We start from the raw sequence: 15644 nt of genomic DNA on the forward strand, positions 1-15644 counted from the left end.
CTCACGGGAAAAGGCGGGTGGGATGTGCTGTGCCGGCCTGGTCGTGGCGCCGCCGACGGCGTCACGACCAGGTGATCGTGACCCGCGTGTGGGGTCGGTCGACGAGACGGCCCGCGGGAAGCCGGTCGTCCGGCGTACCTGCCGGGTGGACCTCGATGTGCGCACGCTGGGTCCGGTGGTCGCTGTGCCAGACCTGGATCTCCTCCGCCAGGCGGTCCGCGACCTTGCGCGCCTGCGGCCCGTGGCTGATCGCCCCGAGCTCGTACCGGTCGGGGTCGTCGGTGGGGCGCGCGGTGCGGTAGGCGAAGCTGTCTCCGTCCACCAGCGTGGGCACCCCGATCGGCGACGCGGAGGCGACCAGACCACGCTTCCGTGCGCCGATCTTGGCAGCCATCAAGGGGAGGTTGTCGAGGGCGGTCGTCAGCCACAGGTCCAGGTGCTCGGTGGACTCGTCGCCGGCCACCGTGACGCCCGACCACACCTCGACGCGGTGCATGCCCAGAGCCACACGCAGGGCCTCGGCGTCAGGCTCGGGAAGGCCGTCCAGGCGAAGGGCGATCTCCTCCCCTTCCACGTCGTGGAGGAGCACCAGCCGCACACGGTTCTCCCCGACGCCCTGCATCGGTACGAACCCGCACAGCTCGAACCCGTCACTGATGAGCCGCTCCCTGTCGCGGATGAACGCCACCGTGCGGGTCATGCCACGCATCCTGAGCGGGACAACGAGCCGACCACCCTCCTTCAGCTGGTGGACCCAGGCGGGCGGGATATCGGCGGCCTGCACGGTGACGACGATGCGGTCGTACGGCGCGTGGCCGGGCACGCCATGCTCGCCGTCGGCTGTGATCACCGTGACGATCCGGTCGTAGCCGGTCGTCTTGAGGAAGTCCTCCGCACGCCGGGTGACGTCGTGGTCGATGTCCATCGTGACGACGTGGCCCCGCCCGCCCACCATCTCGGCGAGGTAGGCCGCGTTCACTCCGCCGGAGCCGATCTCCAGGACGCTCATCCCCGGCTGGATGTCCGCCTGCTCGATCTGCATGGCCTGGATGCGCGGGGCGGACACCGAGCTGATGTTCACGCCCGTCGGGTCCGTCTTCGTGACGGCCGCGAACTCAGCCTCGTAGGTCTTGGCCATGTCCACTTCGGGGGTGGCCAGGTGCCGGGGTACCGAACGGAACGCGGCCACGACGCGGGCACTGCGCGCGGCGCCCAGTTCGATCAGCCGCTCCACCATGGCATCACGCAACTGCTGTTCGGATGCGGGGGCGTTGTCCGTCTCGGACATCGGGGCGGGAGTGTCATTCACATGCATTCTCCTTCTCGGTACTACGTCGTCTTCTTGAACTGGGCCAGCCTGTCTGCGGTGTGGTCGGCCAGGTCAGCGGCGAGTGCGCGCACGTCAAGGGGAAGGCCCTCGTCTTTACTGGCATTGATTCCGGCACCGACGGCGCCGATCAGGTCGAACAACGTGTCGTCGTCTGGTTCCTCGGTTGCCAAGGCGGCTCTCTCTTCTCGTGGCGGTGCGGCCCGCTCCCGCTGTGACCTGTCCTTCTGAGGTCGGGGATACCTCCAGCTCGAACAGCGGGAGCGGGGGTTGAAGGCCCGCCCAAGACGCGGCCGTTCTCCTACGCGACGTGGGCGGGCGGTCTGTTGAGTGGTGCTTTGGTGGGCCACTGGCCGAGGGGACGGGGCTGTGCGGGAGCCGGGGCATTCCGCTGGCGGGCGGCACGCTCGCTCATCGTCCAGTGGAGCTGTTCGAGCCTGAAGACACACCACTGGCAGGCACAGAGAGGAAACGCCGTGCCCGCCACCGCGATCTCGCCCACCTCGGTCACGGGGACGTTCGTCTGCTCGCACCTGAAGCAGCTGCCGTTCGCCCAGTCGAAACGGCTCCACAACTCTCCTGGCCTCACCCCCATGGCGGGCCCCCTCCTGGGAGATGGGGCATCGGGTTACGGCCGACGAGGGGCAGAAAGGCGACGGGGCGCGCATGCCACACGAAGGAGCACGGCCCCGCTGCGAGCGGCAGCGTGAAATCCACACCCAGTTGAAGAGCTGAGACAGCGTCCAGCCAGCTCTGGGCACGTCGGTCCACGAGAAGGTCGATGAAGGCCGGCTCAGCGACCGAGGCGATGACGCGGACTTGAATGCGTGCCCATCGCACAGCCGAAGCGGCGGTCGGCTGCGCGGCACAGCTGATGCGCCGCCCGTCCGTATGACGCCACTCGCACCAGAACCCGGACTCAGGCTCGCAGACGGCGCGTGTCGGCGCGGGAGAGGCGTGAAGGAGCACGGGGTGATCAGGGCGCATGGCCGCCTGCCTCCGGGCAGACCCACAGCAGCCGGCGGGTAAGACTGGCGACGTCGCGCATGTAGAAGAAGGCGCTGAAGGCCGGCGTCTCCTTCGTGGGACGCTCTGACAGCTCCAGCAGCTTGTTCGCCCGTCTGACCAGTTGCCTGATGTCGGGGTCCTCGTCCGCGCCCAGGTCCATGCCGAGAAGCCGGTTCAGCTGCTCGATGACGGCCGTGGTCCTGATGTCGATGCTCTCGCGGGTGGAGGTGCCCAGCTTCATCCTCAGGGCAGCGTCGGTGCTGTCCGCGATCAGCTCCGTGTCGATGGGCTGGTTGTCGACGGCTGGAGCCTTGCGTCTGTCCGTCACGGTGGTCACCACGCATCTCCCCTCGGTACCGCAACGTGCGGCGGCTGCCTCGGTTGCTCGGGTTCGGAGACGAACGTAGAGCGGCCGTCACCCAAGTCCCAAGGAGATTGCGCGAGTTTGCAGCAAGCCGATTGACGGCCCACAACAGTCCATCGACCATCGTCATGTCGCGCAATCCCAAGCAAGGCAGCAGACAGGAGAACCACCATGAAGCTACGGTTCCTTGGTAAGAACTCCACGGTCGGCGACTGCCCGACCCTGTACGCCACAGACCGGGACACCTACCTCGTCCAGGGCTGGAAGATCTTCGCGAACGACCTGCTGATGCAGCTTGAGATCCCGGAGGGGGAGACGGCGGTGGAGGTGCCCACAGAGCTGTTCGAGTACCTCACGAAGGACGACCTGGCCGCCGGGGAGATCAGGCGCGTCGAGGATCCGATCATGATTCTCACGCCGAACGGTACGTTCGTCGTCCAGGGCCGCGAGGTGACCGACCCCGAGGCTCTGGCCCAGATGGAGATTCCGGACTACGAGACCGTGGTCGAGGTCCCCAAGGCCGCGATCACCGCCCTACTGGAGGAACCGCGTGGAGCTGATCTCCAGCGCCGAGCGCAACCAGCTCTTTGAGAGCTTCGCGGAGGACGCATTCCATCTGGAGCTGAGGGACGACTACTCCGTCCCCGACGAGGACAGCCCGTTCACGAGCTGGCTCCGCGGCGAGACCGTCGACTACTCCTACATGGAACCCTGGACGCGGCTCATCAGGTGTGTCACGGGTGAAGGGAAAACCGTCCGACGCGTCCGAGTGGTCACAGAGCCGCACACGCCCTACATCCAGTGGGAGCATGCCACCACCGCCCAGAACGAGAAGGCCGGCGAGGAGATCCGCTGGCTGCCCCGGCACCGCCTGCCGGAGGGCATCACCTTCCCCGTGGGAGGCAACGACTGGTGGCTGTACGACGACCGCCTGCTCGCCGTGGGCCACTTCGCACCCGACGGCAGGGTGCTCGGGTCGGAACTGATCGAGGACCCGAACACCGTGGCCGAGTGCGTACGCCTACGGGACCTGCTGTGGTCCGCCGCCACCCCGCACCCCGAGTACAAGCCCTGACCGACCCGTGAGCACCCAAGCACAAGAGGCACTGCAAGCGCTCGGTGCCCGGCTGCGCGGCTTCCGCAAGGACGCCGGATTCGCCAGCGGCCGGGCATTCGCGCGCGCCACCTCGTGGCAGGAGTCGAAGGTCTCCCGCATCGAGAACGGCAAGCAGCGCCCCAGCGAGGACGACATCCGCGTCTGGTGCGAAACGACCGGCCAGGGCGACCAACTGGGCGACCTGGTCGCGATCGTCCGCCACGTCGACGAACTGTGGCTCGAATGGCGCCGACAACTCCAGACCGGCGTCGAGAAACGACAGCGCCAAGCCATCCCGGTGTACGCCAAGACCAAGGTCTTCCGCATCTGGCACCCCACACTCATCTGGGGAACCCTCCAGACCGCGGACTACGCCGCCGAGGTCTTCCAACAGGGCGTCAGCTACTACGAGATACCCAACGACACCGAAGCGGCCGTGGCGAAGCGACTCGAACGCCAGCAGTACCTGTACCAGGGCGAGCGCATCTTCAACGTCCTCCTCGGCGAACAGGCCCTCTACACCAACTTCGGCGGCCCAGAAGTGATGAAGGGACAGCTCGACCGCCTCCTGGCGGTGATGCGCCTTCCCCGCCTCAGCCTGGGCATCGTCCCCAAGTCCGCCCCGACCCTCATCTGGCCGGGCAACGCGTTCTCGATGTTCGACAGCCGACTTGTCCTCGTCGAGACCTACTCGGCGGAGTTCTCCGTCTCCCAGCCCCGAGAAATCGAGCTATACACCAAGGCGTTCGCCCTCCTGAAGCAGTCAGCGGTCTACGGCACCGCCGTCCGAGACCTCATCTCCACGGCGATCCAGCACTACGACCAGATCCCGAACGACTAGGAGAGCGCACCGTGCAGCCGATGACCGCGAACTGGCGAACCAGCTCCTACACAGAAACGCAGAACTGCGTCGAAGTAGCAGACCACGACCCGACCACGGTGATGGTCCGGGACACCAAGGCACGTGGCCGGGGAATGATCGAAGTCCAACCAGCCACGTGGACGGCCTTCGTAGAGCATGCCAAGCAGAGAGAGCACTGATGGCGTTCGCGTAGATAGGGCCTTGTGAACAATGCGGATTATCCCTCAGTTGTCAGATCAGCGGGAGTTGTCCCGTCTCAATTGATCTGGTTCCGAGTCGGGCTCCTGACATGGGGCGACCAGTTCAGCCGAGACGTGGAGACGCCGGGAATCTCAGATGATGTGGCCCCGGGTGGGTGAATGCCGGATGCTGTCTCAGCTGATCTGGCCCGCCTCTGCTGTTTCGAACTGAGATCACGTTGTGGGCCACGCGTTCAGTATTTCCGAGGGGCTGTTGAGGGCAGACTGGAGGACAAGCGCGGCTCGTTGGGACGCAGGGCTGGCTCATATTTCCGTTCGGGGGGACCTCACCCCGCTCCTTCATTCGTGTGAGGAGCGGGGCACTTGTCACAGACGCCCGTCAGCGGCAGGAGGATCACGCTTGCTGATCAGGGGTGGGTGGGGGCGGGCTCGCATCGACCGCGAAGACGCTGTTGCGGGCGGAGACGGCATACAGCCTGCCATTGACGACCATGACCGGGCTCAATGAGCCCCATGGGCGTTTGATAGCGGCGGCACGCGGGTGGGTCTGCCAGAGTGGCTCGCCCGTACGGGTGTCCACGGCGATCACCTCTCCATAGGAAGTGGGGTAGAGGAGCTGGTTGTCGAGGAGGGTTGGCACGGGCAACGTGCCAGGTGTCTCCGGTTCACCGTGCCACCGCGTGGTCTTGCTCTTGGTGTCCACGGCGATGGTCTCGCCGTCGTCGCCCTCAAGGTAGAAGGTGTCGCGATCAGCCACCCCATAGTGGTCGGTGGCTCCTTGCGTGATGCTTGGCGCGAAGCGGCACCTGAAACCTCCTGGGACGGGGACGCGCACGTCGGCGCGGGTCCGGGTGTCGAGGCGGATCACCGCGGTGTTCCTGGCACCGCCACCGTTCGACGTGCGTTCGGCCAGGTACAGGGCGCCCGGTACGGAAGCCGCGAAGTCGAGAATCCCGTTCTTGGTCGTGGTCCACGCTGTGTGCCCGGTTGCCGGCTCGATGGCTGTGATTGCGGTGCGCTTGGGGTGTTGACCGCGCTTCGTCAGTGTCTGGAGGGCGTACAGTCCGTCGGACGTGGCGGCGAGTACCTCGTCTGTACGGAGAGGCCGTTTCCACCGGGTGCTGCGGGTGGCCACGTTGACCGCCACGATCTCGTTTTTGACCGGGTCCGTGATGTACAGGGTCTGTCTCACCCTCACCAACTGCGCGACCTGGAATAGGGGGACCTCCGGAAATGCGATGTCGGGAAGGAGACGGGTCCATAGCGTCCGACCGGTGTCGGCATCCAGCGCGTAGATCCGGGAGCGCAGTGGTTCCTGTCCGTCGTCGGGTAACTCGCGGGCACGCTCTCGGACGATGAACACCATGCCGCGGGCGACGCCAAGTACGACCGTGCCGCCCCTTGGGGATGTGAAGTTGGCGTACCGGTCAGCGGGCGCTGCACTCGTCCAGGCGATGCGGCCGTCGTCAAACGTATTGATGCGGGCGACGGAGCCATTGCCAGTGACACAGTAGATGACTTCGTCATATGCGGTACACCGCTGGATGCCGCCGTTCCCCGTGAGGCGTGCCTCCCACGGGCGCCAGCCCTCCTCGGCGGACCTGGTCGTCGGCGAGGAGGCTGGAGTTGACGGCCAGAGGGCCACCGTACCGATCCCTGTTGCCGCGGATGCCAGGACTGTAAGGGTCATCAGCCAAGCGGGCACCCGTTGATTCAGCCAGCGGGTCGTGATGATACGCAGCGTGTGAACCGCTGCATGACGGGCTGTTGTTCGCTTTGGTTCGGAGGAAACCAGGGCCAACAGCAGATCTTCAGGGGTGGGCCGTTCGGCCGGAGGCTTCCGCAGGCAGTCCGCGACCAGGTCGTGCAAGGACTCGGGCAGAGCACTGAGGTCGGGCTTCTCGTGCCTGCTCAGGTGAGCTGATGCGTAGGCGCTGCCGGCGTCGAAGGGACTGCGTCCGGTCGCGGCGAAAACGAGCACGCACCCCAGAGAGAACACATCGGCCGCCGGTCCGGCTTCAGAGGGCGTGGTGAACTGTTCGGGTGCCATGAAGGCGGGGGTGCCGACAATCTGGCCGGCGGCGGTGAGGGGTCTTCCGTCGACGGCTCGGGAGACGCCGAAGTCGATGATCAGCGGGCCGCGCTCGCTCAGCAGCACGTTGCCGGGTTTGAGGTCGCGATGCACCACCCCCGCCCGGTGGATGTCTCCCAGAGCACCGGCCAACGCCCAGGCCAGCGCGCGGAGTTCCGGCTCGTCGAGTGGTCCATGCTCCCGTACACGGGCAGCGAGGGACTGTCCCGGGATGTAGCGGCTGGCCATCCACGGGTCCGTTGCGTATGGATCGGCGTCGATGATCGGCACCGTGTGCTTGCTGTGGACCATGCGGGCGGCGGCAACCTCCAGCTGGAAGCGGGCCCGGAACTCCGGGCTCTCGGCCCACTGACGGCGTATCACCTTCAGCGCGACGACCTGACCGGACGCGGAGCATGCCCGGTACACCACCCCCATGCCCCCCGACCCGAGCCGGCTCTCCAAGCGGTACCTGCCCACCCAGGTGGGATCGTCCTTCAGCAGCGTCACCCAAGCCCCCTTGCACACGGCCCTTGCCCGAGACAGCGAGTGAGCGTAGAGCCCCCGGATGGCCGTCGGTGGCGTGTTGCGCGGATCAGTCGCAGCGAAACGTCACTGCTCTGCGACAGTCGGATGAATGGCGAACAGCGTTTCGAAACTTGGCGGCGAAGGCCGTAGCTGAGGGCCGCGGTGAGTGGGGCGGGGCCGAAAACCGAGTCGGGACGCATTCCGCGCGGACGCCCAGGGACTCCCGCTCCTAAGTCGGCGAACCAGATCACCTGAGACCACGAGCAAAACGGACCGGATCACCTGAGACGGGGACTAAATCCTCGGAGACGGGGCAGGAGTTGCTCGACTCACTTCGCTATCCAAGGACATCAATTGTCCTTCGGCAACGAAGTTAGTCGTGCGCAGCCAGCTGACTTGGGCCGACTAGGTTGGATGTCAACGAGTCTGCTCGTACTGACGGTGACTGGGAAGGTGCCCCTGATCTCGTTGAGGGTGTCCCCGTGCTGTCCGAGATCGTTTCCCGGCTCCCGGTGTCCTGCCGCGCCGGACCTTGAGCCGAACAGCGCAGGCAAGGCAGAGCGGTAGCCAAGATCCGTCTTCTCCGGCGCTGGTGGTTAGTGCCGACGCTACGTCACCTCAGACTGCCGAGTCGTCAGCAGGGGGCCATGACGGATGCCTTGGCCATGTAGCAGTCCCCCTGATCGGCAACGGCGCCGAAGCTGGACATGGACCGCATGCCAGTCCCGACCTCTATGCTCAGCTCGTGACTGACTTGCTTGCCAGCAACGACGGCCCATCTGAAGGGCAACACCACGACCTCCACGACTTCATGGAGGAAACTGCAACAGAGTTGGCGAGGGAATACACGCGGATCACACGCAGATCGAAGGAGGATCCGGGAACAGCGGGCGATGAGGCTGAGAGCAATTGGCAGGAGATCCTTAAGGGCTATCTCCCGCCATCTCTCCCAGTGGTCACCAAGGGACGCATCCTCGGCGTGGACGGTCGCTCCAGCCCTCAAGTTGATGTGCTGGTGCTTAGCCCCAACTACCCGAAGCGACTTTTGGGGAGGAAGCAATACCTGGCATCTGGCGTTTTGGCTGCCTTCGAGTGCAAACTCACGCTTCGCCAACGAGACCTCTCTAAGATCGGTGAAAATGCCCGGCTCATACGTGATCTCGCACCCGAGAACGAGCCGTCCGTATATGGAAACCTTCATTCATCGATCATTTACGGGGTCCTCGCCCACAGTAGTGAGTGGTCGTCGCATGCCGATCCGGAGGGCCCGGACTATGAATTTCGGCTCGACCCTCTTAGGGACTGGCCGACACCCCTGGATGGGGCCCTGAAAAGGCTCATGGACCGCGCAGCTCACCCTCGGGACCTGTTGGACGTGCTATGCATCGCCGACCTGGCCTGCTACGAAAGGGACACGCGAGTAATTCCAGGGAAGGAGTATTTCTCTCCTGGTGACTGGGCGCGACTGAAAGCGAATCATCAAATCTCCGACGAAGGTGAAGTATCGACTAGTTATTTCCGCCCCGCAAGGTTCCACAGCCTTGGAAATGCGACGGAAAGCGCGCTGTTCAGCTTCATCGTAAAGATCCTTTATGGTATTTCCTGGAAGATTCCGAGCTGTCAGGCGATGGCGGAATATTGGCGCCTATCCCAGAACGAGGAAGTCCGCGAGCTCCGCTGTGGTCCTAGTCGTTCATGGCCGCTGTCCGTCCTGTCGGAGCACGTACTCGCCAAAATAGAGGCGGGCTCCCTTGAGCAAGGGCACTGCTGGTGCGGGTGGGGCTCCAAGTTCGAGTAGCCGACTGGGCGTGAAGGGCTAACGGCTGAGTTCACTGTCAAACGCCTCGATTGAATGGCAGAGGACATCAGTTCGCCCCAGGCAGACATAAAAGATCCTGAAAGGGCTGGTGCCTGGCGCCAGTGGCATGTCAACCTGCAACACCTCGCCAGAGGCCACAGGCTTGATGGTCGACGTCTGTGACCTCATACGACGCCTCTCTGCCTACGACCTGTAGCCATTCCCCTCGATGGTGACTGATCCATCTCCGAGCTCATGGAGGCGCCCCTGAACTCGCACCACCCCAGCGACCCCTCCCGTCCCGACTCGCCAGACCCCGTTGTACTGGGTCACGCCGCGCCACTTGGCCGGTGACGATCGCGCGCTTGCCGAGCGGATCGGCGACACCCTGGTCGGCCTCGGCTGGCGGATGTGGCCCACCGCCCGCAGCACCCTGCTGTACGTGAGCCCAGACGGGCTGTGCGGCGCCGAATGGGTCCTTGCGGCCTACCCGTTCGAGCTGGGTGGGCTGCCGGTGGCCTGGCAGCTGAGCGCCCGCTCGCATGCCGCCTCCGTGATGACCGCGTGGAACGCGTACTTCACCGCCGGCATCCCGTACGAGGCCCTCGCCGATCTCCTCGTGGCGATCGACACCCATAAGAATCCCGACATCGGCTTCGATGGGCCCGAGACCGTCCTCAACGCGCTCTGTGTCCGCGGCTGGATCCGTGACGTGGATCGGCCTCGCACCACCGCGGTGGACCCCGGCTTCTCCTCCAGCGTGTCCCTGGAGATGCTGCCGCCACTCATCGAGGACGCCGACCCACGTCCCGACCTGGTGGGCTGGCAGGCTTGGGCGGACCCTGTTCCTGGTGCCCCGTATATGTGGTGCGCCAGTTTCAGCGCCAGCGTCCCGCACGGCCTGGTTGCCGCGTTCGCCTCCTCGCTCGCGTCGCCGGTTCCGGTGCCCCGCCGCACCGTTCCCGAGAGCGCCGAGGGCCGGCTCACCGTCGTCCGCCGCAGCTGACGAGCTCTGACCCTTTCGGAGCCGCTGTTGTGTGGTTCCTCGCCAGTTTCCCTTAGCGGCGGCACGTTTCCCGTGCCTGCCAGATGACAGAGAGGAAGAGATCTTGTTCTTTCGACGCGCTCGCGAGGACCGCGCATTCCGTGACGCCCCGCGTGCGGGCTACGCGCTGCTGCAGCAGCTACAGGCAACACAGCCGTGGCCCGACATCCCCGAGCAGAACGCACCGGCTCCGGCCGCGGAGGAGGCTGTGGCGCCCGACTTCCTGTCCCCGGACCTGCGGGCGACGTCCCGGCAGGACGTGGCTGGGGTGATGATGCGTTGGCTGCCGCGCTCGTCATCGGTGGCGAGGTCCGTACGTACCCTGGGTGCGGGACGTATGGGACTGGATTGTCTTCTGCCTGCGTGATGACTCGGTGTGGCTGCGCTGCCGGGCTGGCCACGAGACGAAGGAGCCTGGTTTAGTCGCGGCCTGGTTCAACCGCCACTCCGGTCCCGCCGACCGGTTCCACCCCACCCCCCTCGATCGAGGAGAGCCTGCGCCACCTCGGCCACTGAACCCCGGAACCCCTCCGCACTACCGGTACCCGGAAGGGCCGGCCTGGTCAGTCCGTCCGCGTCGCCGACCACCAAGGGGTTCGTATGCGCCTTCGCACCATGATTTTCCTCAGCCTGAATGTCACCGTTGTCCTGGCCCTGACGGGCTGTTCGACCGACAGTGCTGATTCCATAGACCCGGTCTCCTCGACGACCGTCTCGGTGCGCCCAGACGGCGAGGATGCCCCGGCGTCGGTTCCGCGTTCCTCGGCCGCACTGGCCAAGGGCCTGTTTAACGAGAGTGATTTGGGCGAGGGCTACACCCGCATGCCGCAGCGCCCCACGCAGCACGACGCAGCCGGAGTCCGCTGACGGACAAGAGCCGCTCTTCTCATACGCCGACGGCGGCCCACAGGGTGGGCCGCCGTCGGAGCGTGGTCGGTTAGTTCTCGCCGTGCTCGGCGAGGTACTCCATCGTGTCCTGCGCGGTGACGATCTTGACCAGGCGCTCGTACTCCGTGCGGTCCTCGTCGGTCATGATGGCGACGGCGTCGCTGACCACGGAGCCCTTGGGAAGCCTGGCGAAGTACTTCATGAGCAACTCGACGAAGGCGTCCTTCATCGCGTCGAGTTCACGCTCCCATTCGTCCTCAAGCCGCATCTGAGCCTTCGCGGCGGCTATCTCTGCCGGTGTCATGGTGGAGAGCAGCTGGTGCTCGGCGGTGGTGAATGGACGTCCGTCGAGGTGGTAGCAGCGCGACGGGTCCTCGTGACGGTCGAGGTCCAAGTCGGTGATGAGGAGGACGACTTCGGGGCGAACAGAGGAGGAGGGCATGGACGGTTCCTTGTGTGGTGTCGCAAGTTCGGCTTGTGCTGGTGAGTGATTCGGGGGGGCATGGCGTGCATTGCCTTGGTTGAAGGGGCGGGTTGAGGAGGGCGGAAAGGCTTCGTGCCAGGGCTGTTGGGTCGAGGCCGGCGGTGAGAATGCGACGCGCTCGGCCGCTGCTTGATGGGTGCTCGGGGTCACCGCGACCGGTGTGTGTGGGATGACGGCGGCGTGGATGTGGGGGGTGTCGCGGCGGTGGCTCGCACTGTGGACGGGACATGGGCGATGCGAGGGCTGCGGGCTTGTGCGGCCCGTGCTTGGCGGCCGGGCACGTGCCGGTTACCGAGGCGTTGGATGCGCCAGGTGAGGGTTTTGGCCGGAGACGTGGCGTCGCCCAGCGAGCGCCGCCCTGCTGCGTGGTGGAGGAGTTCGGCCGGGTCGTGCCCGGCTGCCTCGGCGGCGGCGAGGGCGGCGGCCAGGGCCTCCCAGGCGGGTTCGGCGAGGATCTGCTCGGCGTAGGCCGGAACAGCGTCACGGACGTGCTGGACGTACCGGCGGACGGCGCCGGCCGGAGGCTTGTGGGCGGCCATGGTCGCCAGGGGTGCGGGGGCTGTCTGGTCGTAGGCGGCCCGGAGGTGGAGCAGGGCTTGGCGGGCGGCGGCGACCTGCCGGTCTTGGTGCCGCAGCGCGTTGTGGCGCTGTACGGCGGTGGCGACGAGGATGGCGGCGTCCAGGAGCATCGCCAGGCCGCTGCCGTCGGCGGGGTGGTGGCGCATCGCCTTGATCGCGCCGCGCAGGGCGCGAGCGTGCTGGTGGTCGACGCGGGCACGGGTGTGGGCGGCGTGCTCGAAGGCGACGGCGGCCCGGTGGAGTTCGGCCTTCAGATGGGCGGGGGCGTAGAGGGGCAAGGCGTAGAGGGTCTCGCCGAAGGCGACCAGATGGGCCTGCACGACGTCGGCGGGGCTGTGGTCGATGTGGTGGCGGATGCGTTCGGTGGCCGTGGCGGCCTGGTGCCACGGGTTGGGTCGGCGCCCGGCCGGTGAGGTTTCGGTGGCGGGAGCTTCGGCGGCGGCGAGGCGCTGCTGTATCTGAGGGAGGGAGAGGTCGGTGGCGAGGCTGGAGCCGGAGTAGAAGACGGGCTCGTCGTTGTCGTTGGTGTCGCCGGGCAGGGCGACCTTGTAGCCCTGCAGGTCGCCGGAGGGCAGAGTGCGGGTTTCGACCTGGAGGCCGGCGTCGGCGAGCAGGTTGAAGAACTCCTGAAGGTCTTCGGCGCGGGCGAGCGCCGTGCGGACGACGTGGCGGAGTTCTGCACGTGTGTCCTTGCTTCGGCCGGTGCGCTTGGCCTTCTCCTGCTCGGCGCGGGTGGGGCGCTTGGCGGCCGGGGTGCCGGCGGCGGCCTGGCGTCCGCGGGGGACGCGGGTGAGGCCGAAGTCTTCCTCGATCGCCGTGAGTTCGGTCATGGCGCGGTGGTAGTCGTTCCAGTTGCGGGGCGGTCGCAGGTCCCCGCGCATCTTGGTGGCGACGATGTGGATGTGGTCGTCGGCGTGGCGCACCGCGATCCAGCGGCAGCCGTCCGGATCGCCGGTGGGGGCGATGCCGGTCGCGTGCACGATGCGGCGCGCGATGTGTTCCCATTCGGCGTCGGTGAGGATGCGGTCCTCGGGCGCTGCGCGCAGCGAGCAGTGCCACACGTGCCCCTCCGGGGCCTGGTCGCCGGCCTGTTTGACGCGCAGGTCGAGGGCCTTGACGAGCTGGTCCATCCGCTCCTCGTGGCCGGGGCTGCCTTCGGGGCCGGGGTCGGGTACGAAGCCGTCCCAGGAGGCGACGATGTGCTGGTCGCTGTGCACGGTGGCTTTACCTCGGCCGAAGATGTACCTCAGTACGCCGCGGGTGTTGCTGCCCGGTTTGACGATGTTCGCGATCACGCCCGGCCCGCCTTCTGCCCGGCGGCCCGGTAAGCGGCCTCGTCCACGGCCTTCACCGCGTCGCGGGCAGTGGCCAGGAGGCGTTCGGCCCGGCCCAGGACGGCGGCGTCCACAGGGTGTGGATCACCGCCGGAGTTGAGACGGCGCGCTATCTGGTTGGCGTTGGTGCCGATCCGGGCGATCTCGGTGCGCAGGGCGGCGAATTCGTCGATGGCGTCGTCGTAGGCGGTGCGCTGGTCGGGCAGGTGCGTCTCGCCGTTGACAAAGGCCATGACGACCGCGCCGACCAGGTGGGCGCCGGCGATGCCCATCGCCTTGGCCCTGGCCATGATCGCGGCCTTCTCGGCGGCGCTGTAACGGGCATCGACACGGGCCTCGCGACGGCCGTCGTCACAGCGTTCGCGGCGGCGCAGGACACGATAGAGCGCGGCTTCGTCGGCAGCGCGTACGACAGGTGTCTGCTGCTCGGCAGCGACGTCTTCGCCCGCCCCCGACTCCTGCTCCGGCGCGCCCTCGCGCCGGAGCTGCTCCTCCGCGCCCCCCGGCGCGGAGGAGTCCGCGTTGGACCGGCCGATGGACGGTCCAACGCCCTTGCTTGCTGCGCTGTTCAGGCCGGTGGTCATCTCCTGCTGGGGGGTGGCGAGTTCGCGGTGCGGATCGTGCATGGAACGGTTCTCCGTGGGGTTCTGGTGTCGGGTGCTTCGCTTCGCACGGCCTTGCGTCCCCGTGCTTGTCTGCGCGGGGGCTCCGGGGGAGCCGGAAAGGTGGGGCGAAGGTGCGTTTTGCGGGGTCAGGCGGAGCCGACGGGGGCAGTGTCGAGCTCCCACTGCCGCTGGGAGACGGCTTCATCGAGCCCGTCGAGAGGCTCGGCCTCGACGCCGTCGTACTCGGTGGGCTCGGCCTGGCTGGTGCGCTCGGCCTGCAGCTGGTCGCGCAGAGCGCGGGCGCGTTTCTGGCCGATCCGTAGTTCGCCGCGCAGACGCTCCGCGGTCAGCCGGTCGTCGCTCCACTCGGCGGTCAGGAGTCGAGCCTCGTCGAGGATTTCGGCGTCGGTGCGGGTGCGGTCGGCGTTCGACTTGGCGGTGGCGCGGACCCGACCGGTCGCCCGACGCGGGGCGGCTCCGGTCGACTCCACGGCGGCGGCCGACCGGGGCGGTCGGGTGGCGGGGGCCGACTCGTCGGCCTGGGTCGGCCTCGTCACGGGCGCCTTGGCGACCTTCACGGGGGCCGACTCGGTCAGCTGCTCGGGGGCCGATTCGGCCTGGTCAGACGTCGACCGTGTGGCCTGCTCGTCGGCTTGCCGACTCTCCGACCGGGCAAAGGCTGCTTCGGCCGAGTCAGCCGACTCGGGGTTGTGGTGCAGCACCTTCGCCACGAGGTCCGACCCGAAGTAGATCGACCCGACCGGGAGCGAGGTCGCCAGCAGTACGAGGGCCCAGTTCGCGGGGTCCCAGTCGGCCAGTCGGCCCCACTGGACCGACTCGGTGTGTAGGGCCGGGATGAGGCCGTGCACGTAGTTCAGCAGGAGGCTGGCGATCGTGTAGGTCGCCAGGACCCGCAGCGCGAACTTCCGGTCGTTACCGGTCAGCACGAGCGTGGCGACCAGCGCGAGGGCCATCAGCCCGTCGATGACGATCGGGTAGAGCACGGCGGCGGTGGGGTCGGCGCCGATGGCGCGGGCCACGTCGGACAGCGCGTTCCACGAGACCCGGAAGGCCATGAGGACGACGGCCACCAAGCCGACGACGAGGGTGATGCGTCCATTGCGGTTCACGCGACGACCTCCAGCGGGTACGAGTGCTCGGCGGCCGGGGCGAGCGGAAGCAGGGCCATGCCGACGCGGCTGCCGCGTATGGCTGCCGGGGCGCTCGGGGCAGGGGAGTGCAAGGGCGTGGGCTCCGGGGGGAGTGAGGCTTGCGGGGGTGGGGGTGAGCGGCGTTCACGGAGGGGGCGTTCACGCGGGCCCCCTTCTAAAGGGGGGCCCGCGCGTGATCGCCTGGGCACGTGTACGGCGTGGACGCTCGCGTGATCGCTCTACCTGCGGTTTCGCGGCGAGCGTGCGCGCTGTGAACGGTTCACGGCGGGGTGCTTGCGTGAGG

At 67.2% G+C, this 15644-nt stretch carries 15 protein-coding genes; 7 read left to right on the top strand and 8 right to left on the bottom strand.

Annotated elements, in window-relative coordinates:
• Positions 1–61: 61 nt before the first annotated feature.
• From fxlM to K1J60_RS22755, 3 genes are all read right to left on the bottom strand, one after another.
• Positions 62–1309 carry a methyltransferase, FxLD system gene (gene fxlM, locus K1J60_RS22745; RefSeq protein WP_259407865.1) on the bottom strand — a complete coding sequence of 416 codons (1248 nt, stop codon included), beginning with the start codon at positions 1307–1309 and terminating at the stop codon, positions 62–64.
• A gap of 20 nt (positions 1310–1329) precedes the next feature.
• Positions 1330–1500, bottom strand: a complete 171-nt coding sequence (locus tag K1J60_RS22750) for a hypothetical protein (RefSeq protein WP_220647798.1) — start codon at positions 1498–1500, stop codon at positions 1330–1332.
• 803 nt (positions 1501–2303) lie between these two features.
• The gene (locus K1J60_RS22755; RefSeq protein ID WP_220647799.1) at positions 2304–2672 is read right to left on the bottom strand and encodes a hypothetical protein; all 369 of its coding nucleotides are present in this window, start codon (positions 2670–2672) and stop codon (positions 2304–2306) included.
• A gap of 198 nt (positions 2673–2870) precedes the next feature.
• Here K1J60_RS22755 and K1J60_RS22760 point away from each other — a divergent pair, with 198 nt between their 5' ends.
• The 4 genes from K1J60_RS22760 to K1J60_RS22775 are packed head-to-tail and all read left to right on the top strand — an operon-like array spanning position 2871 to position 4836.
• Complete coding sequence (locus K1J60_RS22760) at positions 2871–3290, top strand: hypothetical protein (protein WP_220647800.1); 420 nt, start codon at positions 2871–2873, stop codon at positions 3288–3290.
• Complete coding sequence (locus tag K1J60_RS22765) at positions 3250–3774, top strand: DUF6879 family protein (protein ID WP_220647801.1); 525 nt, start codon at positions 3250–3252, stop codon at positions 3772–3774. The genes K1J60_RS22760 and K1J60_RS22765 overlap by 41 nt, the downstream gene beginning before the upstream one ends.
• Positions 3775–3781: 7 nt before the next feature.
• Positions 3782–4636: a helix-turn-helix domain-containing protein gene (locus K1J60_RS22770; RefSeq protein ID WP_220647802.1), complete on the top strand. Its 855-nt coding sequence runs from the start codon at positions 3782–3784 to the stop codon at positions 4634–4636.
• Between the two features lie 20 nt (positions 4637–4656).
• The gene (locus K1J60_RS22775) at positions 4657–4836 is read left to right on the top strand and encodes a DUF397 domain-containing protein (RefSeq protein WP_259407866.1); all 180 of its coding nucleotides are present in this window, start codon (positions 4657–4659) and stop codon (positions 4834–4836) included.
• 415 nt (positions 4837–5251) lie between these two features.
• Here the strand turns inward: K1J60_RS22775 and K1J60_RS22780 are convergent, their stop codons facing one another.
• Positions 5252–7438, bottom strand: coding sequence for a protein kinase domain-containing protein (locus tag K1J60_RS22780; RefSeq protein WP_220647804.1), 2187 nt, complete (start codon positions 7436–7438; stop codon positions 5252–5254).
• Positions 7439–8201: 763 nt separating this feature from the next.
• On the opposite strand from K1J60_RS22780, the gene K1J60_RS22785 reads away from it, so the two are divergent.
• The 3 genes from K1J60_RS22785 to K1J60_RS22795 all read left to right on the top strand — a co-directional run bounded on the left by K1J60_RS22785 (position 8202) and on the right by K1J60_RS22795 (position 11166).
• Positions 8202–9254, top strand: coding sequence for a DUF6602 domain-containing protein (locus K1J60_RS22785; protein ID WP_220647805.1), 1053 nt, complete (start codon positions 8202–8204; stop codon positions 9252–9254).
• A 343-nt stretch (positions 9255–9597) separates the two neighbouring features.
• The gene (locus K1J60_RS22790; protein WP_259407867.1) at positions 9598–10260 is read left to right on the top strand and encodes a DUF317 domain-containing protein; all 663 of its coding nucleotides are present in this window, start codon (positions 9598–9600) and stop codon (positions 10258–10260) included.
• 639 nt (positions 10261–10899) lie between these two features.
• The gene (locus tag K1J60_RS22795) at positions 10900–11166 is read left to right on the top strand and encodes a hypothetical protein (protein ID WP_220647807.1); all 267 of its coding nucleotides are present in this window, start codon (positions 10900–10902) and stop codon (positions 11164–11166) included.
• A gap of 70 nt (positions 11167–11236) precedes the next feature.
• On the opposite strand, the gene K1J60_RS22800 is transcribed toward K1J60_RS22795, so the two are convergent.
• The 4 genes from K1J60_RS22800 to K1J60_RS22815 all read right to left on the bottom strand — a co-directional run bounded on the left by K1J60_RS22800 (position 11237) and on the right by K1J60_RS22815 (position 15319).
• Complete coding sequence (locus K1J60_RS22800; protein ID WP_220647808.1) at positions 11237–11629, bottom strand: hypothetical protein; 393 nt, start codon at positions 11627–11629, stop codon at positions 11237–11239.
• A gap of 188 nt (positions 11630–11817) precedes the next feature.
• The gene (locus tag K1J60_RS22805) at positions 11818–13545 is read right to left on the bottom strand and encodes a relaxase family protein (RefSeq protein WP_220647809.1); all 1728 of its coding nucleotides are present in this window, start codon (positions 13543–13545) and stop codon (positions 11818–11820) included.
• A complete protein-coding gene (gene mobC, locus K1J60_RS22810) occupies positions 13542–14210 on the bottom strand; it encodes a plasmid mobilization relaxosome protein MobC (protein ID WP_220647810.1) in 669 nt (222 codons plus the stop codon). Before mobC ends, K1J60_RS22805 begins: the two co-directional genes overlap by 4 nt.
• Positions 14211–14335: 125 nt before the next feature.
• Positions 14336–15319: a DUF2637 domain-containing protein gene (locus K1J60_RS22815; protein ID WP_220647811.1), complete on the bottom strand. Its 984-nt coding sequence runs from the start codon at positions 15317–15319 to the stop codon at positions 14336–14338.
• Between the last annotated feature and the right edge of the window lie 325 nt (positions 15320–15644).

The organism is Streptomyces akebiae (assembly GCF_019599145.1).
GTDB classification, from domain to species: domain Bacteria; phylum Actinomycetota; class Actinomycetes; order Streptomycetales; family Streptomycetaceae; genus Streptomyces; species Streptomyces akebiae.

Excerpts from the sequence above, each read along its gene's own strand:
- K1J60_RS22775 (WP_259407866.1), top strand. The coding sequence starts at position 4,657 with ATGACCGCGAACTGGCGAACCAGCTCCTACACAGAAACGCAGAACTGC.
- K1J60_RS22760 (WP_220647800.1), top strand. The coding sequence starts at position 2,871 with ATGAAGCTACGGTTCCTTGGTAAGAACTCCACGGTCGGCGACTGCCCG.
- K1J60_RS22800 (WP_220647808.1), bottom strand. The coding sequence starts at position 11,629 with ATGCCCTCCTCCTCTGTTCGCCCCGAAGTCGTCCTCCTCATCACCGAC.
- K1J60_RS22795 (WP_220647807.1), top strand. The coding sequence starts at position 10,900 with ATGCGCCTTCGCACCATGATTTTCCTCAGCCTGAATGTCACCGTTGTC.
- mobC (WP_220647810.1), bottom strand. The coding sequence starts at position 14,210 with ATGCACGATCCGCACCGCGAACTCGCCACCCCCCAGCAGGAGATGACC.